Genomic DNA, 21,313 nt, shown 5'->3' with positions numbered 1-21,313 from the left:
AAGACGAAACACTATGAACACCAGCAAAGTCCTCAGGCGAGTGGCGATCCCCGCGCTGGCAGCCGCCCTGCTGGCAGGCGCGGTCACCACCACGACCACACCCGCGCTCGCCGCCGGGCGGGATCGGCCGGAACTACGAAAGAGCGTCCAGGCGTTTGTCGATGCCGGTTTCCTCGGCGTGCAGGTGCGTGTCAGCGACGAGCGGGGTGAGTGGGCCGGTAGTGCTGGGGTGCGCAAGCTGGGCTCGGCGGCCAGGCCGCCGGTCGACGGCCGGTTCTGGACGGGTAGTGTCGTCAAGCCGTTCACCGCCACCGTGGTGCTGCAGTTGGTGGCGGAGGGCAAGGTCGGGCTGGATGCTTCGGTGGCCGGCTATCTGCCCGGGCTCGGCTTGGACGAGCGGATTACCGTGCGGATGCTGCTGCAGCACACCAGCGGCCTGTTCAACTACACCGGCGACGTCGACTCCGGCGGCATGGGGGAGGCGGGGATCACCGCCAGCGGCGACGGCTGGGTGAGCCGGCGCTTTCGCAGCTACACGCCGGAGGAGCTGGTACGGCTGGCGTTGTCGAAGAAGCCGCGCTTTGAGCCGGGTACCGGCCAGAAGTACACCAACACCACCTACACGCTGGCGCTGTTGCTGATCGAGAAGGTCACCGGCCGTTCCTACGCCGAGGAGATGAAGCGGCGCATCCTGCGCCCGCTCGGTCTGACCGGGACCCTGGTGCCCGGCGACAGGACGAGCTTGCCCGGGCCGCACGCCCGCGGTTACTACCGCACCCAGGACGGCCGGGTGAGCGATATCTCCCGGCAGAACCTGTCTCTGCTGGCCGGTGCGGGGGATCTGATCTCTACCACGAAGGACTTGCGCACGTTCATGTCTGCGTTGAACGGCGGCAAGCTTCTGCCGGCCGGTCTGCTGGCCGAGATGCGCAGGCCGTACCCGGGCGGGGAGCTGAAGTACGGGCTCGGGCTGTTCGTGCAGGACCTCGGCCCCGGCTGTGGCGTCGTCTACCAGCACAACGGTAGCCCGCCGCACGGCTACGGGACGCTGATGTACGGCTCGCCCGACGGCAGCAAGACCTTGACGGCGTCGGTGACCTGGGTGGACTCGGCCACGCGTGGCCCGGCCAAGGACTTCCAGAAGCTGACCGACGCCCTCGTCAAGCAGGTGTTCTGCGACGGGCAGGCCGGATCGGGGGACAAGGCTGCCGAGTCGGCTCAGTAGACAGAGCTGAGCACCTCGCAGCTGTACGCCTTGAGGCTGGACTCCTTACGGTCGTGCAACGGCAGACCGCGAAGGGAACCGGGAACATGACCACCACCCTTACCCTCCAGCCACACCTCCACCCGCGGCAATTCCTTCACCCGGACGCTGTTCACCTCCGCCGTGGCCGCCATGCCCGTCGTCGGCTCGTTGCTCATCGCCGGCTCCTTCGGGTTCGGTAAGGCCCTGGATAGCAAGCCCGGCGGCACCTGGGTGGCCTGGCCGTGATCGGGGGTGACGGCTGGGCGATCACCGGCGGGCAGGCGGGCTCGGTGACGCTCGCCACCGAAGTCATGAACGCGACGGGCTGGATCTCCCTGGCTGCGGCCCACCTGCGCAAGTCCGTCTGAATCACCCACCACTTCAGCCCCGAGGGAGAAACCATGAGGAAGATCGTTGCCGAGCTGTCCGTCTCGCCGGACGGCGTCGTGGAGTCGCCCGAGACTCTCCATGAACGAGAAGGTGAGCACGGCGGTCAGGGCCAGGCGCTGCTGGCGGCCGGGCTCGGCGACGAGCTGCGGCTGATGGTGCACCCGATCGTCGTGGGCAGCGGCCGCCGGCTGTTCCCCGAGGGCGCCCGGGTGCCGCTGACGCTCACCCAGTCGCTCACCTTCGCCACCGGCGTGCTCGACCTGACCTACCGGCCGGCATGACAAGATCCTGCTGGCCTGCGGGATCGCCGCGGGCCCGTGGTTCCTGGGCGTGGCGCTGGTCCAGGGGCGGGCTTTCCCGACGCCGCCGTTCAGGCGGCGCTGCTCGATCGCCTGCCGGCTCGTGCCGGTCGGCCTGCTGGCCGGGTTCGCCGGGTCTTCGGCCACCGTGATGGCGTTCACCGCCGGAGCGGGGCTGGGGCTCATCTGGCTGACCGTGGTGTCAGCCAAAGTGCGTGCTTCGCTGGCTCGGCCGGCGACGCCGTACCTGATCAAGTAGGCGGACGGCCGGGCCGCTGCAGGGGCCCGGCCGACTGTTCGTCAGAGAGCGCCCAGGTCGCGGACGACCTGGGCGAAGGCGCGGATCATGTCGTTCTCCGCCTCGCCGCGCCAGGCCAGGCCGTAGTCCAGCGCGGGCATGTCGGGGATGGGCAGCCAGTCCATGTCCGGCCGGTTCCAGTAGCGGCTCACATGCACGGGGAAGACGTTGACGATCTCACCGGCGCTGATGAGGGTGAAGATGTCGTCGACGTTCTCGATCTCCGCGCTCCGCTCGATGATGTTGCCTCTGGGCGTGTGCCACGGTGTGTAGCTCTCGGCCCAGTAATCGGGGATGGGCTTGCCGCGTGCCACCTGGAAGTCGCCCAGCATCTCGATCGTGGCCGAGGAGCGGCCGGCCAGCTCATGATCGACGGAGACGGCCAGCACCCGCCGCTCGGCGAACATCGTCGGCCCCATGATCAGGTCAGGCTCGTGGACGGGCAGCCAGGTAACCAGCATGTCGACGTCGCCTCGGCGCAGCCCGGCGAAGGGCTCGACGAAGGGGGCGTGCCGCAGCCGCAGCCCCCACTGCGGGTGCCGGGTACGGAAGGTCTCCCAGTAGCGGCGCAGGTCATGGGCGTTGGCCGGGATCATGCCGATGCGCAGCACGCCGGTCTTGCCCTGGGCGGCCAGCCTGGCCCGCTCCATGCTGTCCTTGAGGCCCTGGTAGATCGGGGTGAGGTCCTTCCGGAGCTGCTCTCCGGCGGGCGTCAGCCGTACATTGCGGCTGTCACGGTAGAAGAGCTCGGCACCGATGCCCCGCTCCTGCTTCTTGATCGCCTGGCTCACCCTGGCCACCGACACGTGGAGCCGCTCGGCGGTGCGGCCGAAGTGCAGCAAATCGGCTAGAGTCAGGAAGATCTCAATATCGCGCAGTTCCACCAGGTCACGAGTCCAGCGGGCCGAGGTCGCGGACGACTTGTGCGAAGGCGCTGATCATGTCGTTCTCCGACTCTCCTCGCCAGACCAGGCCGTAGTCCAGCGCGTGCATGTCGGGCATGGGCACGTGGACGAGGTCCGGGCGGGCGAAGTACCGGGCCACGTGCGCGGGAGACGCATTGATGATCTCGCCCATGCCGAGGAAGGAGTAGAGCTCGTCGTTGCTGGCGACCACCAGCCCGGGCTCGATGCGGTTGCCCTCGGGGGTCTGCCGCGGTGTGTATGCCTCGAGCCAGTAGTCAGGGGCCGACTTGGCGAGCGGAAGCGGGAAGTCGCCGAGCATCTCGATCGTGGCCCTGGTACGGCCGGCCAGCTCGTGGTCCACGGCGAGCGTCAGCACCCGGCCGTCGGTGAACATCGTCGGCCCCACGATGAGGTCAGGCTCCAGCACGGGCAGCCAGGTGAGCAACATGTCCATCTCGCCGCGGCGCAGTCCATCGAAGGGGTCGATCCAGGGGGCGATCCCCAGACGTAGGCCCCACTGCGGGTGCCGGGTGCGGAAGGTCTCCCAGTAGCGGCGCAGTTCGTAGTTGTTGACGGAGATCGTGCCGATGCGCAACACGCCGGTCTTGCCCTGGGCGGCCAGCCTGGCCCGCTCCATGCTGTCCTTGAGCCCCTGGTAGATCGGGGCCAGATCCTTCCGGAGCTGCTCTCCGGCGAGGGTCAGGCGGACGTTGCGGCTGTCGCGGTGGAACAACTCGGCACCGATGCCGCGTTCCTGCTTCTTGATCGCCTGGCTCACCCGGGCGGGCGACACATGGAGCCGTTCGGCGGTACGGCCGAAATGCAGCTCATCGGCCAGCGTCAAAAAGATCTCTATATCGCGCAGCTCCACGTTTCCTCCTCTCATCAATCGGAGGAGAAGAGTGACATATGGGCATTGTTTACCGCAAAACAGACGCCTTCCGAGGCGGGGCGCTCCGAGAGGCGAACGGCCAGGTCATCAAGTGGGGCAGTGCTTTATGCATGTCCAGATCGGCCCGGAGGTTGACCGGTAGCGCCGCTTCCTTCTCGATGCGGAACTCCCTGACAAGAACGGTAATACCGATCTTTCTGGAACTGCTTCTAGGCGCAAGACGCGGCCTCGATGACGCCGAGGGTCTGCAGATCGCGATGTTCGGGTGGTGCCACCGACCATCTGCTTGCCGGGGTGATACCACTCCAGCAAAGTCGCAACCGTGAAGTAGTGACATGACCCCTGGCCGACGATGGAACGGATCAACGCGCGATCAGGGCTTGTGCGTTTCAACGACGCCCCGTCCTCGGATATCTGGCCATCTTTCGGACCGATCCAGTCAGGCGATACCAACCGCGCAGCGGACCCGAGCGGAGAGCCTCTAAGCCCTGTGAACAGCGCTGGCAGACCTCGGTGTCAATCTGCGCGAGCTGCTGGAGGCGACTTCGGGGACGGCGGTGGTACGGCCATGCCACACGCTCCCGCCGCCTCCGTCTTGATCATCCCTTGTACGATCTCCCGCATGTTCGACTTATCCGGCCCCTGGTCACGCGTACTCGCGGACACGAGGCTGCACCACGGCCCCGCCATGCAGTCGCCGGCCGTCGACCCGGTCACGCATGAGCTGTACCTCGTCCAGCTACGCGACGCCGGCACCGCCGACGAGCTGGGTAACCTCTGCGTCAACCGGGTCTCAGCCACCACCGGGAAGGTGCTGGACTGGATGCACCTGGACGGTTTCGGGCACGGTTACCAGATCGGTGCTCAGCACATCGCCGGCCGTACCCATCTGTGGTCTGAGGCCGGCCCCCTCCGCAAGGGCTTCGGCACCCGGGTCACCCGCTTCCCCTATCTGCCCGGCCGCAGCATCGACATGACCTCTGATGTCCTGACCAAGCCCTACTCGCCCGCTTCGGACACCCTCACGTGCGCACCCGCCGTCGATCCGATCGGCAACTGGCTCACGCTGCGCTTCCGCACCCCCTCCGGTTACTTCTACAGCCGCCACCCCATCAACCCGGCCACCGGCAAGGTCTCCGGAACTCCTGCCGCCACCATCGCGCACCCGCCGTCGGTCGTGGGCACCTTCCAGGGGTTCGCCACCGTCGGCGACCTGCTCTATCTCTACAACGGTGACCCGTCGGACTCCTTCGAGGACAGTAACGCCCGCATCTCGCTCGTCTCCTGGCGCGACCCGGGCCGCACTCCTGTCGTCACCCCTGTCACCGCGTTGCCCGGTCTGCCGGTCCGCGAGCCGGAGGGGCTGGCCGTCGAGCCGCTGGGGGATCGGGTGCGGCTGCTGTTCGGCTTCAGCGGCGACGCCCCCGGGCCGGGACGGCAGGCCAGCGTGTGCGCCTTCACCTCCGATCCGCCGGTGCAGGGTGTGAAGGTGCTGGCCGACTGGAGCAACCTCACGCTAGCCGACGGCTTCGAGGGTCACACGGGCGCACGGATGCCCCGCGCCCGGCTGATCAGCGTCGATGGGCTGACGCAGCTCCAGCTGCGCGGCTCGCTCAGCTGCCCGAACCTGAGCGGGCCGGCCGTCGTCGCCGTCCTGTCGCCCTGGCTGACCCCGAGCCTGCCGGTGCGCGCCGCCGTACCGCGCAACATGAGCTATGGCAACGCCGCCTGTCAGGTCGAAGCGACCCCCTCCGGCCAGCTCCGGGTCCATGGCGCCAGCTCCGCCCACCCGCTGTCCTGGATCGACCTCGACAGCTTCACCGCCGCCTGGAAGTGACCCTCATGCGATCTCCCACCCGCCGCACTCTGCTCACCGCGGCCGCCGCCCTTCCCGCCGTCGCCCTCGCTCCTGGGGTCTCTGACGCCGAGGTCGTGTCCGCGTGGAAACCCATCACGCTCACCGGCGCCGCCAATGCCTTCGCCGACGCCCCGCCCCAGGCGCGGGTGGTACGCGTCGCTGGCACCGACTTCCTGCAGCTACGCGGCGGCGCCCACGTCTCCTACACCGCCGACAGCCCGCTGGGCACGCTGCCCAGCGGGCTGCGCGTGCCCAAACTGACCCGCGGACTGTGCCCGCGCAACAACCACAACGGGCTGAGCGTGTGCCGCGTAGAGGCCGACGTCAGGGGCGTCCTCATCGTGCTCGGCGGCACCACAGCCAGCAAGATCACCTGGGTCCGGCTCGACGGCTTCTCCTCCGTCCTGTCCTGATCATCGGCACTGGGCGGATACGGCCGAAGTCCCGCCAGGGCTATCAAGGGCATCGTGCGGAGATCCGCACCGGCGCCGATCGAGGCCCTCCGCTCGGATGCCGCGAGCCCTGAAGCAGGGCGTTGCAGCAGGCAACGGCGGGCGCCGGCTACACACCGGGATCGGGTGGTTGCGGCGGACCCGGCCGGACATCGCCTGGCTGCCATCCACGACATGGCCGCGCTGGACTGCGACCTCACATGGCGCGGCGAGGCGGAACCGACATGATCCGGGCCTTCGCCAGGCCGTCCGCCATCTCTGACGAACGACCTGGGCGCCTCCCGATTCAGGGATGATCCGGAGCCCCGGCCCGCGCCCGCAGCCTGCGCAGCATCCTGGCATCCGCGAAGCCGGCCTCCCGGGCGGCGACCTCGGCGGTGGCGCCCCGGCGCAGGAGGTGTTCGGCACGTTCCAGGCGCAGCGCGCTCTGGTAGGCCAAGGGGGTGAGCCCGGTCGCCCGGCGAAACAGCCGGGTCACGGTCCGTTCACTGCAGCCTGCCGCCTTGGCCAGCAGGCTCAGCGGGAGCCGCTCGGTGAAGCGGGACTCGATCAGGTCCTGGATGCGGTGCACCGTCTCGTCCATATGGGAGCGCAGGCGCAGCATCGGGCTGATCTGCGGCGCCGTACCGTCACGGCGGGTGTGGACGAGCATGGTGCGGGCCACCTGGCCCGCCGCGTACGGCCCGTGCCGCATGCTCAGCAGGTGCAGGGCCAGGTCAATGCCGCTGGCCTTGCCTGCCGACGTGATGACCCTGTCGTCCTCGACGTACAGCGAGTCCTTGACCACCTCCGACTTGGGGTAAAGGCGCGCGAACTCGTCCTGGACGCAGTGGTGGACCGCGCAGCGGCGGCCGTCCAGCAGCCCGGCACGGCCGAGCGCGTCGGCGCCCGCGCACACGCCGGCGACCGTGCCGCCCGCGGCGTGGTGGTCACGCAGGCGGCGCAGGGTCTGCTCGCCCGGCGGGCGGGTCGGGCCGCGCCAGCCCGGTACGATGACCAGGTCGTCCGGCGCCAGCCGCGGCCAGGCGGTGGCTGCCGGCAGCGTCAGACCCTGCACGGTGGCGACCTGGCTGGTCTCGGCGACATAGGCGATGGTGTACGCGTACCCGAGGTCGTTCGCGGTGGAGAAGACCTGGGCGGGACCGGCCACCTCGAGAAGGTGCACCTGCGGGATCAGCAGGAAGAGGACGTGGGACATGGCCGGGTTCTGCTCCTGATTCGGGGTGAGCTGGTTCGGCCGCGAGGGCCGTTCATGGCTTCCACCATCGCCGGCGGCCCTGATCCCGGGCGGTTGCCGTGCTGACACGGCCGCTGACACGACACAGCATCAGCTTTGATCCCCGTGGTCGTTTGGCGCGTTCGGCAACGCCCGTCGTCGGATACCTTGCCATTTCTGGCCGATCCGGTCAGACCCGCGCCCGCAACGGCTCGTGTCGCACACCACTGCAGTGGCCCGCCGCACGTCCGCTGGACGGGCGTTGTCGGCTCCAGACAAGGCCCATTGCGGTCCGCCGCCAGCTGAGAGGGCGTTCGTTCTTTCATGGCTGGAGTTCCGGCACGTGATCGACATCCCGCTCTGGCCGGCGACTCCTCGCGGCCCAGCCACCGGTGAACCGCCCGGCCTGACGCTGTACGCGGCGGACATCGCGGCCACGGGTGCGGTGGTGGTGTGCCCCGGCGGCGGTTACGCCCGCTTGGCCGAGCATGAGAGTACGGACGTGGCCCGCTGGCTGGTCACGCTGGGCCTCGACGCCTACGTGCTCCGCTACCGAGTGGCCGAAGGCGAACCGAGACGCGAGCCGCTGCACCCGGCCCCCTTGAACGACCTGCGCCAGGCGGTGCGCGTCGTCCGGGAACGCGGCGCTCACGCGGATCGCCGTCATGGGGTTCTCCGCCGGCGGCCATCGCGCCGCCACCCTCGCCACCTCCAAAGACGGCATCGACCACGAGGAGCGCCCGTATGCCGTGGTGCTCGGCTACCCGGTCATCGACCTCACCGAGGAGCAGGCGACAGCCCTGAGGAGATCCGCGATCTGATCGTCTGGTTGGCACGGGAGAATCCACGATGGGGGCATCGGCGCATCCGGGGCGAGCTACGTGGTCTTGGGTTGTGGGTGGGAGAGGGGACGGTTCGCCGGGTGCTGGCGGCGGGGCTCGGGCCCGGGCCGCGTCGGGTTTCACCGATCTGGCGCCAGTTCCTGCTCTGTCAAGCCTCCGGCATGCCGGCGTGTGACTTTCTCCACGTCGATACGGTGTTCCTCAAGCGCCTGTAGGTGTTGTTTGTCATGGAGATCGAAACGCGTCGTGTGCACATTTTCGGTGTCACGGCTGATCCGACCGGTGTCTGGACGGCGCAGCAGGCGCGCAATCTGCTGATGGACCTGGGCGAGCGAGCCGACGGGTTCAAGTTCCTGATCCGCGCCAGGGACGGCAAATGCGGCGGAGGATGTGACGGTGTGCTCGCCGGGGCGGACGTGCGCATGCTCAAGATTCCGCGCTCGCCACGGGCTGACGCGTTCGCCGAGCGGTTCGTCGGCACGCTCCGGCGCGAATGCCTCGATCACCTTCTGGTCCATGGCGAGCGGCACCTGCGATAGGTCCTGGCTGAGTATGAGCGCCACTACAACCAGCACCGGCCGCATCAGGCGTTGTCGCTACGGCCATCCATGCATGATCCGGCCGAGGTTGTCGATCTCACGGCTCGAATACAGCGACGGCCGGCCGTCAGCGGTCTGATCAACGAGTACCGCAGAGCCGCATAGTCGAGCGAAGCTACAGGCCAGGCGTGTGATGCCGGCATTGGCACCGCACAAGCGTCAAAGCGTCCTGTGGCCGAGGCGGATTCCCCCGGTGGTGCGGCCCGCCCGCACCTTCTCGCGGCAGGTCAGCGCCGCCGGCTTCCGGCCCGGCCGCTTGGCTTTCTTCCCGTCCTGGCCAAGATGGTGAGTCGTTCCCGGCGGGCGCTGGTGATGCGCCGGAGTCCGTGCCAGCCGAGGGCTACCGTCGTGATCGCGGCAAACGTCAGGGAGAGCAGCTGGTGGGTGCCGGGTGTGAAGATCTTGCGGGGGTCTCCGCTGTCCAGCGCGTCGACCTGGTCGCCGGCTTGCAGGTGCTCGGCGTCGGTGCCGTAGAGCCAGGCCTCGCTTTTGCTCACCGCCCCGTCGTGTGAGCGGAAGGTGCCGTCCCAGCGACAGGTGGTGCCGTAACAGGTGAGTTCAGCCGCGGTGAACGTCCCGGACAGGCCGATGCCCTGAGCGGCGCGGATCTCCGGCGGCAGCGCCAGGGTGAGGAACACCGTGCTCGTCACCGTCGTTGCGATGATCAGCCAGCCGACCACGTCGTCGAAGGTTCCGCCCAGCCAGAGCAGACGGCTCCTGACCGGCCGGCGGGCCAGGGCCGCCGCATTCCGCCTGCCGGCCGCGTGGCTCTGGTGACGGGCGACCCAGTCCTGCAGATGCTGCTGAGCCTGCAGGTGGTGCGCCTGGGTGCGGCTGAGGGCGGTCACGATGGTGACGAAGGCGATGACCGGCGTCGTGCGCGGCCGGCCGCTTGCATCCAGCCGCAGCAGACGGCCCTCGAGCAGGTCGCCGACGTCGGCCACATCCTCGATCGTGATGGTGCGGTTGCGCAGCCATCCCCGCACCGTGACGGTCGCGGGCGTGCAGATGATCGCCATCCGGTAGCCGCGCACGGCCAGGCACAGCGCGGCCAGCGCGGCCATGGCGATCAGCGCGAGGGCGAGCGGATCGGGGACGATCAGATCGTCGGCGAAGACTGTGGTGGCCCCCAGGACGATGTAGGGCGCGCAGAGACCGGCGAAGGCATTCCCGCAGCGGATGATCAGATCAGGGCGTAAGTGCATGGAGGCTTCCTATCCGATCGTGAGCGCGGAAGAGTGTTGACGACGTGGTCCCAGCTTGAACGCTTACTGCACACGCTAGAAGAAGCGGCTTGCGTCGCGCTGCCGTGGACCTGTCCTCCCTGCACGTCGCCATCCCCGATCCATGGGCTCCTTCTTCCACTGCCGAAACCCGATGGCCAGGACGGGGATGCTTGTCGGCCGATTGGGGGTCACCGGCGCCCAGGGTGCGGTGTTCGACGCGACCCGCTGCTCGAGCTAGCCGGCGGGTTTGAGGCCGACATCGTGCCGGTCGAGAGGCGTGCGCGAGCACCTGCTCCTGGTCCGTCATCGTTTCGTGCGCGACGAGGTGATGTGCGGCGAAGGTGCCATTCGGCGACCAGCAGGCATGCCATCCAGCCAGTCGGGCCGGTGGCCGCGCTGGCGGCCTTCGTCAGCGCGTCGAGGCTACCTGCGAATGTGGTGTCGAGCTCGGGTAGGAGCGCGAGGACCCATGCGAGCCCGATGACGCGCGTTACGAGGATCGACATCGTGAGCGCGAAGCCGCGGACCATCCATTCGCGGTGCTCGCTGTAGCGCCGTTGCCGTGCACGCCGATAGCCGATGAACCTGGCGATGACGACGGCGCAGCCATGCCGCCATCAGCCACTCGCGCCGACCCGCTCTACCTTCAGATCGCTGCGCAGATCCGCGCCCGTATCGTGGACGGTGAACTACGGCCCGGCGATCAGGTACCCACGACCCGGCGCATCATGGCGGACTGGAAGGTCGCCATGGCCACCGCGACCAAGGTGCTGACCCGCCTTCGCGAGGATGGCTGGGTGCACGTCGTACCAGGCAAAGGCACAGTGGTCAGCCCCCACACGACGGCACCCGTCAAACCCGCCGGCCCGAGAGCCGCGGCGATCACCCGCCATACGCCGGCGCCCGTCAAGCCCGCCGGCCCCATAGGCCGCGGTGACACCGCCGACGAGGTGCTCACCCCATCCCGGATCGTGGTCACAGCAGTACGCATCGCCGACGGCGAAGGACTGGCCGCGGTGACGATGCGTCGCGTAGCGACCGAACTGGGCACCGCAGCAATGTCCATCTATCGGCATGTGCCGAACAAAGCCGATCTTGTACGTCAGATGGTCGATGCGGTCTTCTCCGAATGCGTACTGCCCGAACCCGGCCCGGCCGCTTGGTACGAGCGCCTCGAGATCGTCGCCCGGGCATATTGGCAGATCTACAAGCGCCACCCCTGGGCGACCGCACCCGCCATCTCCTCGCCCACCCAGCCCCGCCTGATCCCCAGCGCCATGGACCATCTCGAGTGGGAGCTACGCGGCATGGCCCACCTGGGATTGGACCACGTGACACTGCTGAGAGCCGTGATCTGCCTGCACTGCTACGTCGGCGGCATCGCCCTGGGCGGCGCACTCGCCAAAGAGTCCGAGCTCGATACCGGCATCAGCCCCGAACAGCAGCAACAGTCAGACGTCACGGCGACCACCGGCCTGTTCACTTCGACGCGATTCCCCATCATCGCAGAGCTCCACTTGCCCGATGGCAGCCTGACGGACCTGGACGCGCTGTTCGAGTTCGGCCTCCAACGGCACCTAGATGGTTGAGTCCAAGGCGTAGCTGCGCAGTTAGGGCGAGGGTGTCGATGATCGATGTGTGACGAAAGACCTCAACACCCTCGCAACCGCACTGTATGTGAAAGTCGATGATCTGCTGAAGGCCTCGCCCGGGCTGGCTCCGTGGCGGCCGAAGGCGGGTATCGCGCCCACGCTCAGTGATGCCGAACTGGTGACCTTGGCGGTCATGGCGGTGCTGCTGGGGTTTGTGTCCGAACGGCGCCGGCTGCGTTATGCCCACGCCGAGCTGGGCGGCATGTTTCCCTATCTGCCCGGGCAGTCGGGGTATGGCAAACGGCTGCGGAAGGCCTCGGGGCTGGTCCTTCATGTGATCAGGGTGCTTGCCGTCGATACCTCGTTGTGGAGTGATGAGGTGTGGGTGGCCGATTCCACGCCGGTGGAGTGCGGTCGTTCGCGGGAGACCGCCCGGCGCAGTGACCTGGCCGGGTGGGCCGAGTACGGCTACTGCGCCTCCCACTCCCGGTACTTCTGGGGGCTACGGCTGCATCTGGTGTGCACGCTCGGCGGGTTGCCGGTGCTGTTCGCGCTGACCGGGGCCAAGGCCGATGAACGCGGCACGCTGGTCGCCATGCTGGATGCCGCGCCCGAGGTGGTGGCCGCTCATCCGGGCCAGTCGATCATCGCCGACCGGCAGTACTACGGCCGCGCCTTCGAGCGCGATCTCACGATGCGCGGGCTGAGTCTGCTGCGGCCGGCCCGCCGGGGCGAACCCGAGCGGGCCGGAGCACGCTTGTTCAAACCCCTCCGGCAGACCATCGAATCGATCAATCAGACCTTCAAGAGCCAGCTCGATCTGGAACGCCACGGGGCCCGGACCCCGGCAGGCGTCATCATCCGGGTGCTGTCACGGGTCCTGGCGTTGACCGCGGTGATCTGGCACAACGACGCGATCGGCCAGGCGATCAAGCGATCCTTGATCGCCTACGATCACTGACTGCAACCAGAACCCTTGGACTCATTCATCTAGGCGGACTCGTGTCCTATCTCACCAACACCACGAACCGGGATTGATGCGTGTTGACGGGTTGCGGGTGTGTTTCATGAGAGGTCGCATGATGAACAGCCGCCGACGCTGTGCCCGAGCTGCAGGTTCGGTGTTTCGTCGCGTGGTCGTGGTTCAGCGTGGGTCGGCGGGGAGGTGGGCAGGCGCTGGCCGGGGCAGTCGGCGTAGATCTGGGTCAGCTTCTGCTGCTCTGGCGGGTCGATCTTGAGCGGGAACTTCTGTTTGATGGCGACCCACTGGGCGGTGTAGTCGCAGATCTTGGCCGGTTGGACGGCAGCCAGGTGGCGGGGTGCTGGTCGCCCTTTTAGTATTGATCGCTGGGAGGGTGATCACGGACCGCCGCAGTGACATCCCTGTCGCGGTCGCCGCTTTCGCCACACGCCGCGGCAAGTTTGCCTGCAGCCGTCGTTGCGGGGGATCACCGTCTTGCGCCTCTTGCGAGCGCGACGACCAGCCCGGGCACTGGCCGCGCGTGGCACGCCGATCTCCAACTGCCGCGCTCGCTACGTTTCCGCCTGCCCCTGCTCTTCGGCGGCTTCGAGGTAGAAGCCTCGTACCGTCTCGGTGGTCGGGTGATCGCTGCCGAGCACGCGCTCGAAGCCGGCCAGAGCCTGCTCGTACAGGGGCATGGCGCGTTGCAGGTCCCCGGCCCTTCGGTAGCCGGCGGCGAGGTTGAAGCGGGCGGTCAGGGTGGTGGTGTGGTCGGGGCCGAGCACACGCTCGCAGTCGCTCAGGGCTTGTTCGTGCAGCGGGATGGCGCGCTTCAGGTCCCCGGCCGTGCGGTAGGCGGCGGCGAGGTTGTTGCGCGAGGAGAAGGTGTCGGGGTGGTCGGGGCCGAGGACGCGTTCGCGATCGGCCAGGGTCTGCTCGTCCAGGCGGATGGCCCGGTCCAGGTCGCCGGCTGCCCGGTAGGCGGCGGCGAGGTTGTTGCGGGAGGCCAGCGTGTGAGGGTGGTCGGCTCCGAGCACGCGTTCGCGATCGGCCAGCGTCTGCTCGTAGAGGAGGGTGGCGCGGCTCAGATCGCCGGCCTGCTTGTGGGCGTAGGCGAGGTTGTTGCGGCTGGTCAGCGTGTGTGGGTGGTCGGCTCCGAGGATGCGTTCGCGATCGGCCAGTGTCAGTTCATGCAGGGGGATGGCACGGCGCGGGTCGCCGGCCGACTCGTAGGCACAGGCGAGGTTGTCGCGAGTGGTCAGCGTGTGGGGGTGGTCAACACCGAGCACGCCCTCCAGTTCGGCCACGGCCTGTTCGTACAGCGGGATGGCTCTGCCCAGGTCGCCCGCCGCTTCGTAAGCGCTGGCGAGGCTCTCGCGAGAGGTCAGCGTGTGAGGGTGGTCGGCTCCGAGCACGCGTTCGCGATCGGCCAGCGTCTGCTCGAACAGGGCGGTGGCCCGGCTCAGATCGCCGGCTTCCAGGTGGGCGCGGGCGAGGTTGTTGCGGCTGGACAGCGTGTCGGGGTGGTCCACGCCCAGGACTCGTTCGCGATCGGCCAGGGTCCGCCCGTGCAGCGGGATGGCCCGGTCCAGGTCGCCGGTCACGCGGAAGGCGTGTGCGAGGTTGTTGCGGCTGGTCAGCGTGTCGGGGTGATCGGTGCCCAGTGTGCGCTGGTAGGCGGTCGCAGCCCGTTGGTAGTACTCGATCGCGCGCGGCAGGTTGCCCTGGTCCTCTACGAACAGGCCGGTTTCGTTGAGCAGGTAGGCCGTGCCGGGGGTGTCGGTGCCGGCGGGTGCGTGGTCGGCCAGGGCGGAGATGTGCGGCAGCAGGGCACGCCGGGCGGGCCATCCGGCCGGATCGCCATAGTCTGTGCCGGACTGGGCGTCGGAGAGCAGACGGGTAGCCCGGTCGCGGGCGGTGTGGATATCGGCTTCCTGACGGTGAGGATCGCCGGGGTCGGGGGTGCGGGCGACGGCTTGGACGAGGCGGTGCACGGTGATGCCCTCCTCGTCGAGGGTGATCATGTTGTAGGCGGCCAGCCGTCCCAGTGCCTGCTGCACGACGGGCGCTTCGGCCAGGTCGTCCAGCAGGGTGCGGGGGATCTGTGCCGGGGCGTACCAGGCCAGGATGCGCAGGAGTTGCCCGGCGAGGGGAGTGTCGGAGAGCCGGTCGAGGGTCAGGCGCCAGATACGGCCGATGGTGCGCCCGGCGTCGCCGCCTTCTGCGGCCTGGTCGTACATCACCGCTGGACGCGCGGTCAGCAACTCCAGGTAAGCGGACGCCGATAGGTGGTTTTGCCGCAGGTAGGCGCCCGCCTGCTCCACGGCCAGCGGCAGGCAGCCCAGCTCCCGCACAAGCTCGGCAGCGCCCTCCACCCCGGCGCCGGTGGCGATGCGGGTCAGCAGGTCGACTGCTTCGGCCTCCTGCAGCACGTCCAGGCGCAGGACCGAGGCCCCGAGGTGGTGCCAGCCGGTGGCGAGCCTGCTGGTCGCCAGCACCCGCCCGGCCGGGGTCCGGGCCAGCAGGCCGGTGACGTGACCGGGATGGGGGAGGTTGTCCAGGACCAGCAGCCAGCCCCGATGGCAGGCCAGCCAGCCGAGCGCACGCTCGGCCAGCACCGGCGCCGGCAGCCCGGCCAGCTCCGGCTGCAGCGCGGCCGCCAGCCCGCTCAGCCCGGCCTCGATCGAGGCCGGACTGTCGGCGGTGATCCACCACACCGGATTGACGGCCCGTTCGCGTGCTTGGCCGAGCGCGTACTGGGCGGCCAGCGTGGATTTGCCGATGCCGCCCAGCCCATGCACCGCGGCCACCACCACCGGCCCCGGCGCCTCCAGCGCCCGCTCCACTTCGGCCAGCTCCGGAGCGCGTCCGACGAACACCCCCGCATGCACGGGCACGTTCACCACAGCAGACGGCGCATCAACCTGCTCAACCGGTCGTAGCGCCTCCGCCGGCAGGACCGTCTCGTTGACCGTCAGGTCGCCTCCGGCCTGATAAACCCGACTCTGCCCCGAAGCACGGGCGCTCATCTGGATGTTGCTCGCACCGCTGCCGGTCGAGATGATCCCGCTGTTGTCGCTGCCGATGACCACCGACCCTTCCCCCGCCGCCGAGATGGTGGGTTGCGCGCCCTGCCCGCGTCCGCGGGCAGGGCGCGCGGTTTGAGGATCCGGCTCGGCCGCGGAGGCTCGGGTCAGTCGGAAGGCGGCCAGCGCAGCGATACCCGCCACCGCCAGGGTGATGCCCGTCCACGCCCAGCTCCACCCGTCGCCGGTGAGGACCTGATGGCCGGCCATCGCGGCCCCCGCCCCCAGCGGCAGCGACAGCAGGAGCAGGACCCGCCTGCCCCGCGCGCTCTTGGCCCATACTTGTGCACGTCCGCGCATACCGGCATCTTCGGCCATCGACAAGATCGCGTGGCGCGAATGCGTGATCACATGCTGCACCCAGCGGAGCGAACCGGAGAAGCGGGGGCAATACCCCCTGAAGGCCATTCTGAGGGCACCGTGCGGGCCTCTCGGCCTTCAATAGACGATCCGATGATGAAGCCCCTGGCGGGAAGCCACCACCTCGGCGAACGGCCGTCAAGAACCCGCTTCAGCTACCTGGCGTCGTCCATAGTTCCTGTGACCGTTCGCTGAGGGCATGCGTGGTGGCTGGCGCTGTCGGGGGCGAGCTGTGTCGTGTTGCCCGGCTGCTTCGACGGTGGGGGAAGGTGGTCGTTACGCGGTGGGGCGGTCGCGTGCGGGGTCGCAGGTGGGCTGGTAGCGGTAGCCGGGGAAGTAGTCCGTCCAGGCGTCAGGGGCCAGTCCTTGGCCGACGCGCCGGCAGATGGTCGCCGCGGCGGTGGCCGGGGTGAGGTCGTAGGGCTGCCAGGGGATGTGCTCGCCTGCCACGTACAGGGTGTCACCGTGGAGCGCCAGGGCGCGGACCGCACCGGCTGGGGTGGTGATCGGGGATCCCGTCGGCTGCCGGGTGGTGGTGTCCCAGAGCTGAATCGTGCCGCTCGCCGTACCGACTGCAAGTGTGCTCGCGTCGGCGGAGAACGCGAGCGCGGTGACGGCGTCGCCTGCTGAGGAAGCAGGTGTGAGAGTGCCGAGATGACGTCGCGCGTTCTCGCCCCACAAGGCGGTTTGACCGACGCCGTTGCCGGCCGCGAGGCGGCTGCCGTCAGGGCTGAAGGCTAGCGCGGTGGCGACGCCGATCCTTTCCCGGCGCGGGACCGGCACACCGGTGGAAAGGTCGGCGACGTGGCCTTGGGAGGTGACCAGGAATCGTTCGGAGGGGTCGACCACCATGGTGTTGCCGCTGATTCCAGGTGTGGTCGCGGTGACGTCGCCCGTGCGCAGGTCCCACATGGTGAGCGTGCTCACAGGACTGGCATCCTTGCCGAGGACCGACTTGCCGCTGCTCAGCAATGTGCCGCCCTTCCCGGTGAAGGCGAGACCCTGCACCGGATGCGGGGCGGGGGAGATGCCGCTGAGGCGCAGTCCGTCGAGGTCCCACAGGTTCGCTCTGAACGGCTTGCGGAAGGAGTCACCGTAGGCGAGGACGCGGCCGTCGGGCCGGAAGGCGACTTTCAGAGCGCACACCGGGCCCGCCAGGGGGTCGGGTGGGCAAGTCAGCGGGGGCGGTCCCGGCAGGAGTCGTCCGGTCGTGGTCTCATGCAGCTCGACCCGGTTCATGTAGGCGACGGCTAGCTTCCGGCCGTCCGGGCTGAACGTGGCCGAGCCGGTGGTCTCGTCGCGCCAGCCGGTGTTCAGGACGGCGTTCAGCCGGAGCGTACGGATGGTCGACGGTGAGCCTCCGTCGAGGATGCGTGCCGCGGCGATGTACCGGATCTGGTCGCGAGCGGGGTCAACGCGGAGGTCGAGGGCGAGCTCGCCGCCGAGGGGGTGGCGGAAGAGCGGGTCGCTGAGACGGCTCATCCGCCACATGAGAAGCCCGGTGGCACCGGCGGTGGCCATGAAGGTGCCGTCTTGGCTGAATCCGATCTCGTACACACCCGGCGCTGGGAGGGCGGCGGTCTCCTTCCCGGACGGCAACTGCCACTGGCGGACGTCGCCGTCTGTGGGCAACAGCAGGCGTTGCCCGTCGGGGGTGAGAAACAAGCGCTGGTTGCGGCAGTCGTGCGGGGTCAGCGTCGGGGCCCATCCCGTGGGGAGCTTGTGCCCGCGATCCAGATCCCACACCTGTAAAGGCGCTCCTGGCACGCACAGGGCCATCGTCTTGTCGTTCGCGCTGATGGTGGCATCGGGACTGCCGGCTTCGACGCTCAGGCGCGCTCCAGCGCGCACCAGCGCCTGCATCTCCAGCCCCGTCGCCGGGCTTCGGCCGGCTGCCTTTCTGGGTACGCTCACCTGCAGGATCAGCCGCCGGGCGGCGGTGTCCCACACGCGGACGCGATAGCTGGAGCCTGCGGCTCGGTAGGAGATGAGACGGCGGCCGCTTTCGGACAGCTCGACGCCCTGGTTGGCGGTGTCCAAAGGCGTCAGGTCGTGTCGCCCGGTGGTCGCATCCCACAACGTCACCGCCGAAGCCTCAGAGGATAGCCCCAGAACGGGGAGCCAGCGGGCATCACTCCCGCCAAGGCCGACACCTGCCACCCGAGCCGCAGGCCCTGGCCCTGACGCGGTGGAGACGCTGTTGTGGGTGTCCAGGTCCCAGCGGGTGATGCGGGCCGCGCCGAGACTGATCAGTGAGCGGCCGTCGGTGCTGAGCCGGCGCAGGCTGTCCGGGTTGGTGTCGGGGTCGGTGAAGGTGTCCTGTTGCGGTTGGCGGCTTGCCGTCAGCAGGGCGGCGCGGGTCTCCGGGAGGTCGGCCAGGTGCCAGGCTGCGAGGCTGAGCCGCATCGCCAGGCGCGGGTCGGACTGACGCAGGCTCTCGGCGGAGCCAATGATGCGGCGGGCGTGAGCTTCGCGCTCGTGTCGGCTGCTTGCCGCGCTCTGTTGCCAGGCCAGCGACGCCGCGACCAGCGCGAGCGTGACTACGACCGAGATGAAGGCGGTGCGTAGTCTGCTGCGGCGGCGCGTGTTGCGGTGGGCGGCCGTGCTGGCCTCCAGGAAGGCTTGTTCCTCTGGGGTGAGCGCCTCGATCTGCTCGGCGAGGTGTTCGCGGGCGGTGGCCAGGCGCAGCCCGCGGTAGAGGCCGCCGGTATCGCGGGCGTGTTCCTGCCAGGAACTCGCCGCTTCGGTGAGGCGGCGGTGCACGCGTAGCCGTTCTCGGTCTTCCTCCACCCAGGAGCGCAGCCGCGGCCAGGCGGTCAGCAGCGCCTCGTGCGCCAGCTCGGCGGTGTCGTCGTTCAGGGTGATCAGCCGTGCGGCGGCCAGCCGTTCCAGCAGATCGGGGCCGGAGTCAGCGCCTTCGCCGGTGAGCAGCTCCGCGTGTGCCACCGGCCGGCGCGTGTCCTGGTTGCCCGCCTCGCCCGGGGTGAGCATGCGCAACAGGAGGTGGCGCAGCCGCTCCTGCTGGGCGGGCGTGAGCTCGGCGTACACCTGCTCGGCGGTGTGGGCGACGGCGCCGTCGATGCCACCGGCGGCCTCGTAGGCCGCCGTGGTCAGCGCCTTGCCGGTGTGACGGCGCCAGGTCTCCAGCAGCGCGTGCGACATCAGCGGCAGTCCGCCGGGCTGGCCGCTGACCTCCTCGATGATCCGGGCGGTCAGTTCCCGTTGAACGATCAGCCCGACCGCGGCAGCCGGTTTGGTGACGGCCTCCCGTAGTTCGGCCGCCGTCATCGCCCCCACCAGGACCGTGGAGTCGCGCACGGCCTCGGCGAGCTCTCCGTGCTGAGCGCACCGGTCGAGAAAGTCCGCACGTACGGCCAGCACCATCCGTGTCCCGCTGCCATCACGCCCGAGGGCCACCAGCGCGTCGATGAAGGACCGCCGCTCGGCAGTGTCCTCACACAGCGTGAAGACCTCCTCGAACTGATCGACCACGACCACCTCACCGGCCTGGACTCCCTCGAGGTGTGGGTGCGCGCCCGGCGTCAGAACTCGCACACGGCGTCCCTGAAGCCGAGGAGCCAGACCGGCACGCAGCACCGAGGACTTGCCGCACCCCGACGGGCCCACCACCAGTACGAACCGGTGGACCTCCACCACAACGGCCAGATGCTCGGTCAGCTTGGTCCGACCGAAGAAGAACGCCTGATCGGCCGCCTCGAACCGGGCCAGCCCCCGATACGGCGCCTGGGCGGCTTCGCCGCCCGTGGCGGCGGGATGGCGGCTGGCGGCCAAGGTCTGTTCCCAGCGGCCCCGCCACAGCTCACGATCGCCGCCGCAGGCATCCACATAGGCCAGGGTGACCGGCAGCGTCGGCAGCTTGGCGCCTGCGGCGGCCTGCGCCAGCGTGGCCGCCGAGCACGGCACCCGCGCGGCCATCACCCGGTAGGAGGGACCGCCCGCGTCCTCCCGCAGCTTGCGCAACGCCACGGCGAAGGCCGCCACCGGGCCGTCGACCGGATCCACCGGCCGCTCACGACGCCCCACTCGTGTCCCCCACATCCCCCGAATGCGACAAACGCGCACACCGTACAAGGCTCACTCGGCGACGATCAAGTTTTGTCTGGGTGGCGAATCGGGGTTCCAGACAATCAACCAGCCGCCAAAACTGGTGTCCGTCACCCGCTGACCTGCACGGAAGCGTGAGTCTCAGGCCCCCTTTGATCGCGCTCTGCGCAGGCACGGGAAAGAAGAACTGACGGTGAAAGCAGAGATCAGAATCCGCCTTGCGGCCCTAGGGAGACAGGAGCGCCGGCGCCCGGTGCCGTGTGGCCTGTGCTCTCACCCCAGGCAGGACCAGCACGAGGAGGCGCCCGCTTCGCCGAACCACAGTACGAGGAGCCGCCGACAAGGTCATTGCCACGAGGTCCCGGCATGGCCGTCGGCTCACCCCCATCCAGTTATTCCACACAGAAAGGCAGATCGGCACCATGAAGAGCAAACTCGCGGTCCTTACACTTGCCGCTACGACAATCGCGGGAGCCGTCGCCCTTGCACCGCCTGTGCAAGCCTCGTCCTCGTCCTCGTCTCTCGCGCAGATCGCCAATTTCATCAACAAGGCGTACGACAGGTGCCTCGACTCCAACGCCAACGGAGCTGTCTATATTCAGGCGTGCAACGGGGGGCTCTACCAGAAGTGGGAGTGGGTTCACGGCGGCGCTCACTCCGGCAAGATGCTCAAGAACAGGGCGACAAGGCGATGCTTGGCCTTCGCCGATTCGGGCGGCGTGAGCACCAAGCCCTGCTCCAGCAATAACTTCTACCAGAGCTGGTACTACCACTCGGGGACCTTCCGCCTTCTCGCCGGCGGGTACACCGATCCCGTCAATTCGCTGAAGCTCCAGGCGACGTCAACCGTCGGCGTGCGGGTGATCCCCGACACCCCGCCCGCAGCACCCGACAGCACCAAGTGGGATGTCCTGGCAACCGGAAGCTGACCGCTGAGCCCGGGATCACTGCCTGAACAACGCTGAGAACCGGACACCAAGGTACCGGCTGACGGGCATATGCCTTGCCCTCTTGGAAGCGGAGCAG

At 68.9% G+C, this 21,313-nt stretch carries 18 protein-coding genes; 11 read left to right on the top strand and 7 right to left on the bottom strand.

The window, feature by feature from the left end; genetic code table 11:
* The first annotated feature begins 13 nt into the window (after positions 1-13).
* The gene (locus tag FVE25_RS40485) at positions 14-1,225 is read left to right on the top strand and encodes a serine hydrolase domain-containing protein (protein WP_157252789.1); all 1,212 of its coding nucleotides are present in this window, start codon (positions 14-16) and stop codon (positions 1,223-1,225) included.
* On the opposite strand, the gene FVE25_RS40480 is transcribed toward FVE25_RS40485, so the two are convergent.
* On the bottom strand, positions 1,219-1,422 hold the full coding sequence (locus FVE25_RS40480) for a hypothetical protein (RefSeq protein ID WP_157252788.1): 204 nt from the start codon (positions 1,420-1,422) through the stop codon (positions 1,219-1,221). The genes FVE25_RS40485 and FVE25_RS40480 overlap by 7 nt on opposite strands.
* A gap of 66 nt (positions 1,423-1,488) precedes the next feature.
* Between FVE25_RS40480 and FVE25_RS56545 the strand changes: the two genes are divergently transcribed.
* The 3 genes from FVE25_RS56545 to FVE25_RS40470 are packed head-to-tail and all read left to right on the top strand — an operon-like array spanning position 1,489 to position 2,194.
* Positions 1,489-1,614: a hypothetical protein gene (locus FVE25_RS56545; RefSeq protein WP_281367954.1), complete on the top strand. Its 126-nt coding sequence runs from the start codon at positions 1,489-1,491 to the stop codon at positions 1,612-1,614.
* Between the two features lie 33 nt (positions 1,615-1,647).
* Positions 1,648-1,917: a dihydrofolate reductase family protein gene (locus FVE25_RS55665; protein ID WP_157252787.1), complete on the top strand. Its 270-nt coding sequence runs from the start codon at positions 1,648-1,650 to the stop codon at positions 1,915-1,917.
* A 49-nt stretch (positions 1,918-1,966) separates the two neighbouring features.
* The gene (locus FVE25_RS40470; protein ID WP_157252786.1) at positions 1,967-2,194 is read left to right on the top strand and encodes a hypothetical protein; all 228 of its coding nucleotides are present in this window, start codon (positions 1,967-1,969) and stop codon (positions 2,192-2,194) included.
* Positions 2,195-2,235: 41 nt separating this feature from the next.
* Here the strand turns inward: FVE25_RS40470 and FVE25_RS40465 are convergent, their stop codons facing one another.
* Both FVE25_RS40465 and FVE25_RS40460 read right to left on the bottom strand, forming a co-directional pair.
* Complete coding sequence (locus FVE25_RS40465; protein ID WP_157252785.1) at positions 2,236-3,117, bottom strand: LysR family transcriptional regulator; 882 nt, start codon at positions 3,115-3,117, stop codon at positions 2,236-2,238.
* Positions 3,118-3,121: 4 nt separating this feature from the next.
* Positions 3,122-4,009 carry a LysR family transcriptional regulator gene (locus FVE25_RS40460; RefSeq protein ID WP_157252784.1) on the bottom strand — a complete coding sequence of 296 codons (888 nt, stop codon included), beginning with the start codon at positions 4,007-4,009 and terminating at the stop codon, positions 3,122-3,124.
* Between the two features lie 643 nt (positions 4,010-4,652).
* On the opposite strand from FVE25_RS40460, the gene FVE25_RS40455 reads away from it, so the two are divergent.
* On the top strand, positions 4,653-5,867 hold the full coding sequence (locus FVE25_RS40455) for a phage baseplate protein (protein WP_157252783.1): 1,215 nt from the start codon (positions 4,653-4,655) through the stop codon (positions 5,865-5,867).
* A 5-nt stretch (positions 5,868-5,872) separates the two neighbouring features.
* Positions 5,873-6,301: a hypothetical protein gene (locus FVE25_RS40450; protein ID WP_157252782.1), complete on the top strand. Its 429-nt coding sequence runs from the start codon at positions 5,873-5,875 to the stop codon at positions 6,299-6,301.
* 325 nt (positions 6,302-6,626) lie between these two features.
* On the opposite strand, the gene FVE25_RS40445 is transcribed toward FVE25_RS40450, so the two are convergent.
* Complete coding sequence (locus FVE25_RS40445) at positions 6,627-7,538, bottom strand: GlxA family transcriptional regulator (protein ID WP_157252781.1); 912 nt, start codon at positions 7,536-7,538, stop codon at positions 6,627-6,629.
* Between the two features lie 683 nt (positions 7,539-8,221).
* Here FVE25_RS40445 and FVE25_RS40440 point away from each other — a divergent pair.
* The gene (locus FVE25_RS40440) at positions 8,222-8,377 is read left to right on the top strand and encodes a hypothetical protein (RefSeq protein ID WP_157252780.1); all 156 of its coding nucleotides are present in this window, start codon (positions 8,222-8,224) and stop codon (positions 8,375-8,377) included.
* A 248-nt stretch (positions 8,378-8,625) separates the two neighbouring features.
* The gene (locus tag FVE25_RS40435; RefSeq protein ID WP_219825860.1) at positions 8,626-8,937 is read left to right on the top strand and encodes a transposase; all 312 of its coding nucleotides are present in this window, start codon (positions 8,626-8,628) and stop codon (positions 8,935-8,937) included.
* Between the two features lie 287 nt (positions 8,938-9,224).
* Here the strand turns inward: FVE25_RS40435 and FVE25_RS40430 are convergent, their stop codons facing one another.
* A complete protein-coding gene (locus FVE25_RS40430; protein WP_157252779.1) occupies positions 9,225-10,202 on the bottom strand; it encodes a hypothetical protein in 978 nt (325 codons plus the stop codon).
* A gap of 560 nt (positions 10,203-10,762) precedes the next feature.
* Between FVE25_RS40430 and FVE25_RS40420 the strand changes: the two genes are divergently transcribed.
* Complete coding sequence (locus FVE25_RS40420) at positions 10,763-11,812, top strand: GntR family transcriptional regulator (protein ID WP_157252778.1); 1,050 nt, start codon at positions 10,763-10,765, stop codon at positions 11,810-11,812.
* Between the two features lie 49 nt (positions 11,813-11,861).
* Positions 11,862-12,776 carry an IS982 family transposase gene (locus FVE25_RS40415; protein ID WP_157252777.1) on the top strand — a complete coding sequence of 305 codons (915 nt, stop codon included), beginning with the start codon at positions 11,862-11,864 and terminating at the stop codon, positions 12,774-12,776.
* Positions 12,777-13,348: 572 nt separating this feature from the next.
* Here the strand turns inward: FVE25_RS40415 and FVE25_RS40410 are convergent.
* Both FVE25_RS40410 and FVE25_RS40405 read right to left on the bottom strand, forming a co-directional pair.
* The gene (locus FVE25_RS40410; protein WP_219825859.1) at positions 13,349-16,162 is read right to left on the bottom strand and encodes a tetratricopeptide repeat protein; all 2,814 of its coding nucleotides are present in this window, start codon (positions 16,160-16,162) and stop codon (positions 13,349-13,351) included.
* 336 nt (positions 16,163-16,498) lie between these two features.
* On the bottom strand, positions 16,499-20,245 hold the full coding sequence (locus FVE25_RS40405; protein ID WP_157252776.1) for an AAA family ATPase: 3,747 nt from the start codon (positions 20,243-20,245) through the stop codon (positions 16,499-16,501).
* 464 nt (positions 20,246-20,709) lie between these two features.
* On the opposite strand from FVE25_RS40405, the gene FVE25_RS40400 reads away from it, so the two are divergent.
* On the top strand, positions 20,710-21,216 hold the full coding sequence (locus tag FVE25_RS40400; protein WP_157252775.1) for an RICIN domain-containing protein: 507 nt from the start codon (positions 20,710-20,712) through the stop codon (positions 21,214-21,216).
* The last annotated feature ends 97 nt before the right edge of the window (positions 21,217-21,313 follow it).

The sequence above is a fragment of the Nonomuraea typhae genome, assembly GCF_009760925.1.
GTDB lineage: Bacteria > Actinomycetota > Actinomycetes > Streptosporangiales > Streptosporangiaceae > Nonomuraea > Nonomuraea typhae.
This window is presented reverse-complemented; position numbering and strand designations above follow the sequence as displayed.

Excerpts from the sequence above, each read along its gene's own strand:
- FVE25_RS40485 (WP_157252789.1), top strand. The coding sequence starts at position 14 with ATGAACACCAGCAAAGTCCTCAGGCGAGTGGCGATCCCCGCGCTGGCA.
- FVE25_RS40480 (WP_157252788.1), bottom strand. The coding sequence starts at position 1,422 with ATGAGCAACGAGCCGACGACGGGCATGGCGGCCACGGCGGAGGTGAAC.
- FVE25_RS55665 (WP_157252787.1), top strand. The coding sequence starts at position 1,648 with ATGAGGAAGATCGTTGCCGAGCTGTCCGTCTCGCCGGACGGCGTCGTG.
- FVE25_RS40455 (WP_157252783.1), top strand. The coding sequence starts at position 4,653 with ATGTTCGACTTATCCGGCCCCTGGTCACGCGTACTCGCGGACACGAGG.
- FVE25_RS40450 (WP_157252782.1), top strand. The coding sequence starts at position 5,873 with ATGCGATCTCCCACCCGCCGCACTCTGCTCACCGCGGCCGCCGCCCTT.
- FVE25_RS40445 (WP_157252781.1), bottom strand. The coding sequence starts at position 7,538 with ATGTCCCACGTCCTCTTCCTGCTGATCCCGCAGGTGCACCTTCTCGAG.
- FVE25_RS40440 (WP_157252780.1), top strand. The coding sequence starts at position 8,222 with ATGGGGTTCTCCGCCGGCGGCCATCGCGCCGCCACCCTCGCCACCTCC.
- FVE25_RS40435 (WP_219825860.1), top strand. The coding sequence starts at position 8,626 with ATGGAGATCGAAACGCGTCGTGTGCACATTTTCGGTGTCACGGCTGAT.
- FVE25_RS40430 (WP_157252779.1), bottom strand. The coding sequence starts at position 10,202 with ATGCACTTACGCCCTGATCTGATCATCCGCTGCGGGAATGCCTTCGCC.
- FVE25_RS40410 (WP_219825859.1), bottom strand. The coding sequence starts at position 16,162 with ATGCGCGGACGTGCACAAGTATGGGCCAAGAGCGCGCGGGGCAGGCGG.
- FVE25_RS40400 (WP_157252775.1), top strand. The coding sequence starts at position 20,710 with ATGAAGAGCAAACTCGCGGTCCTTACACTTGCCGCTACGACAATCGCG.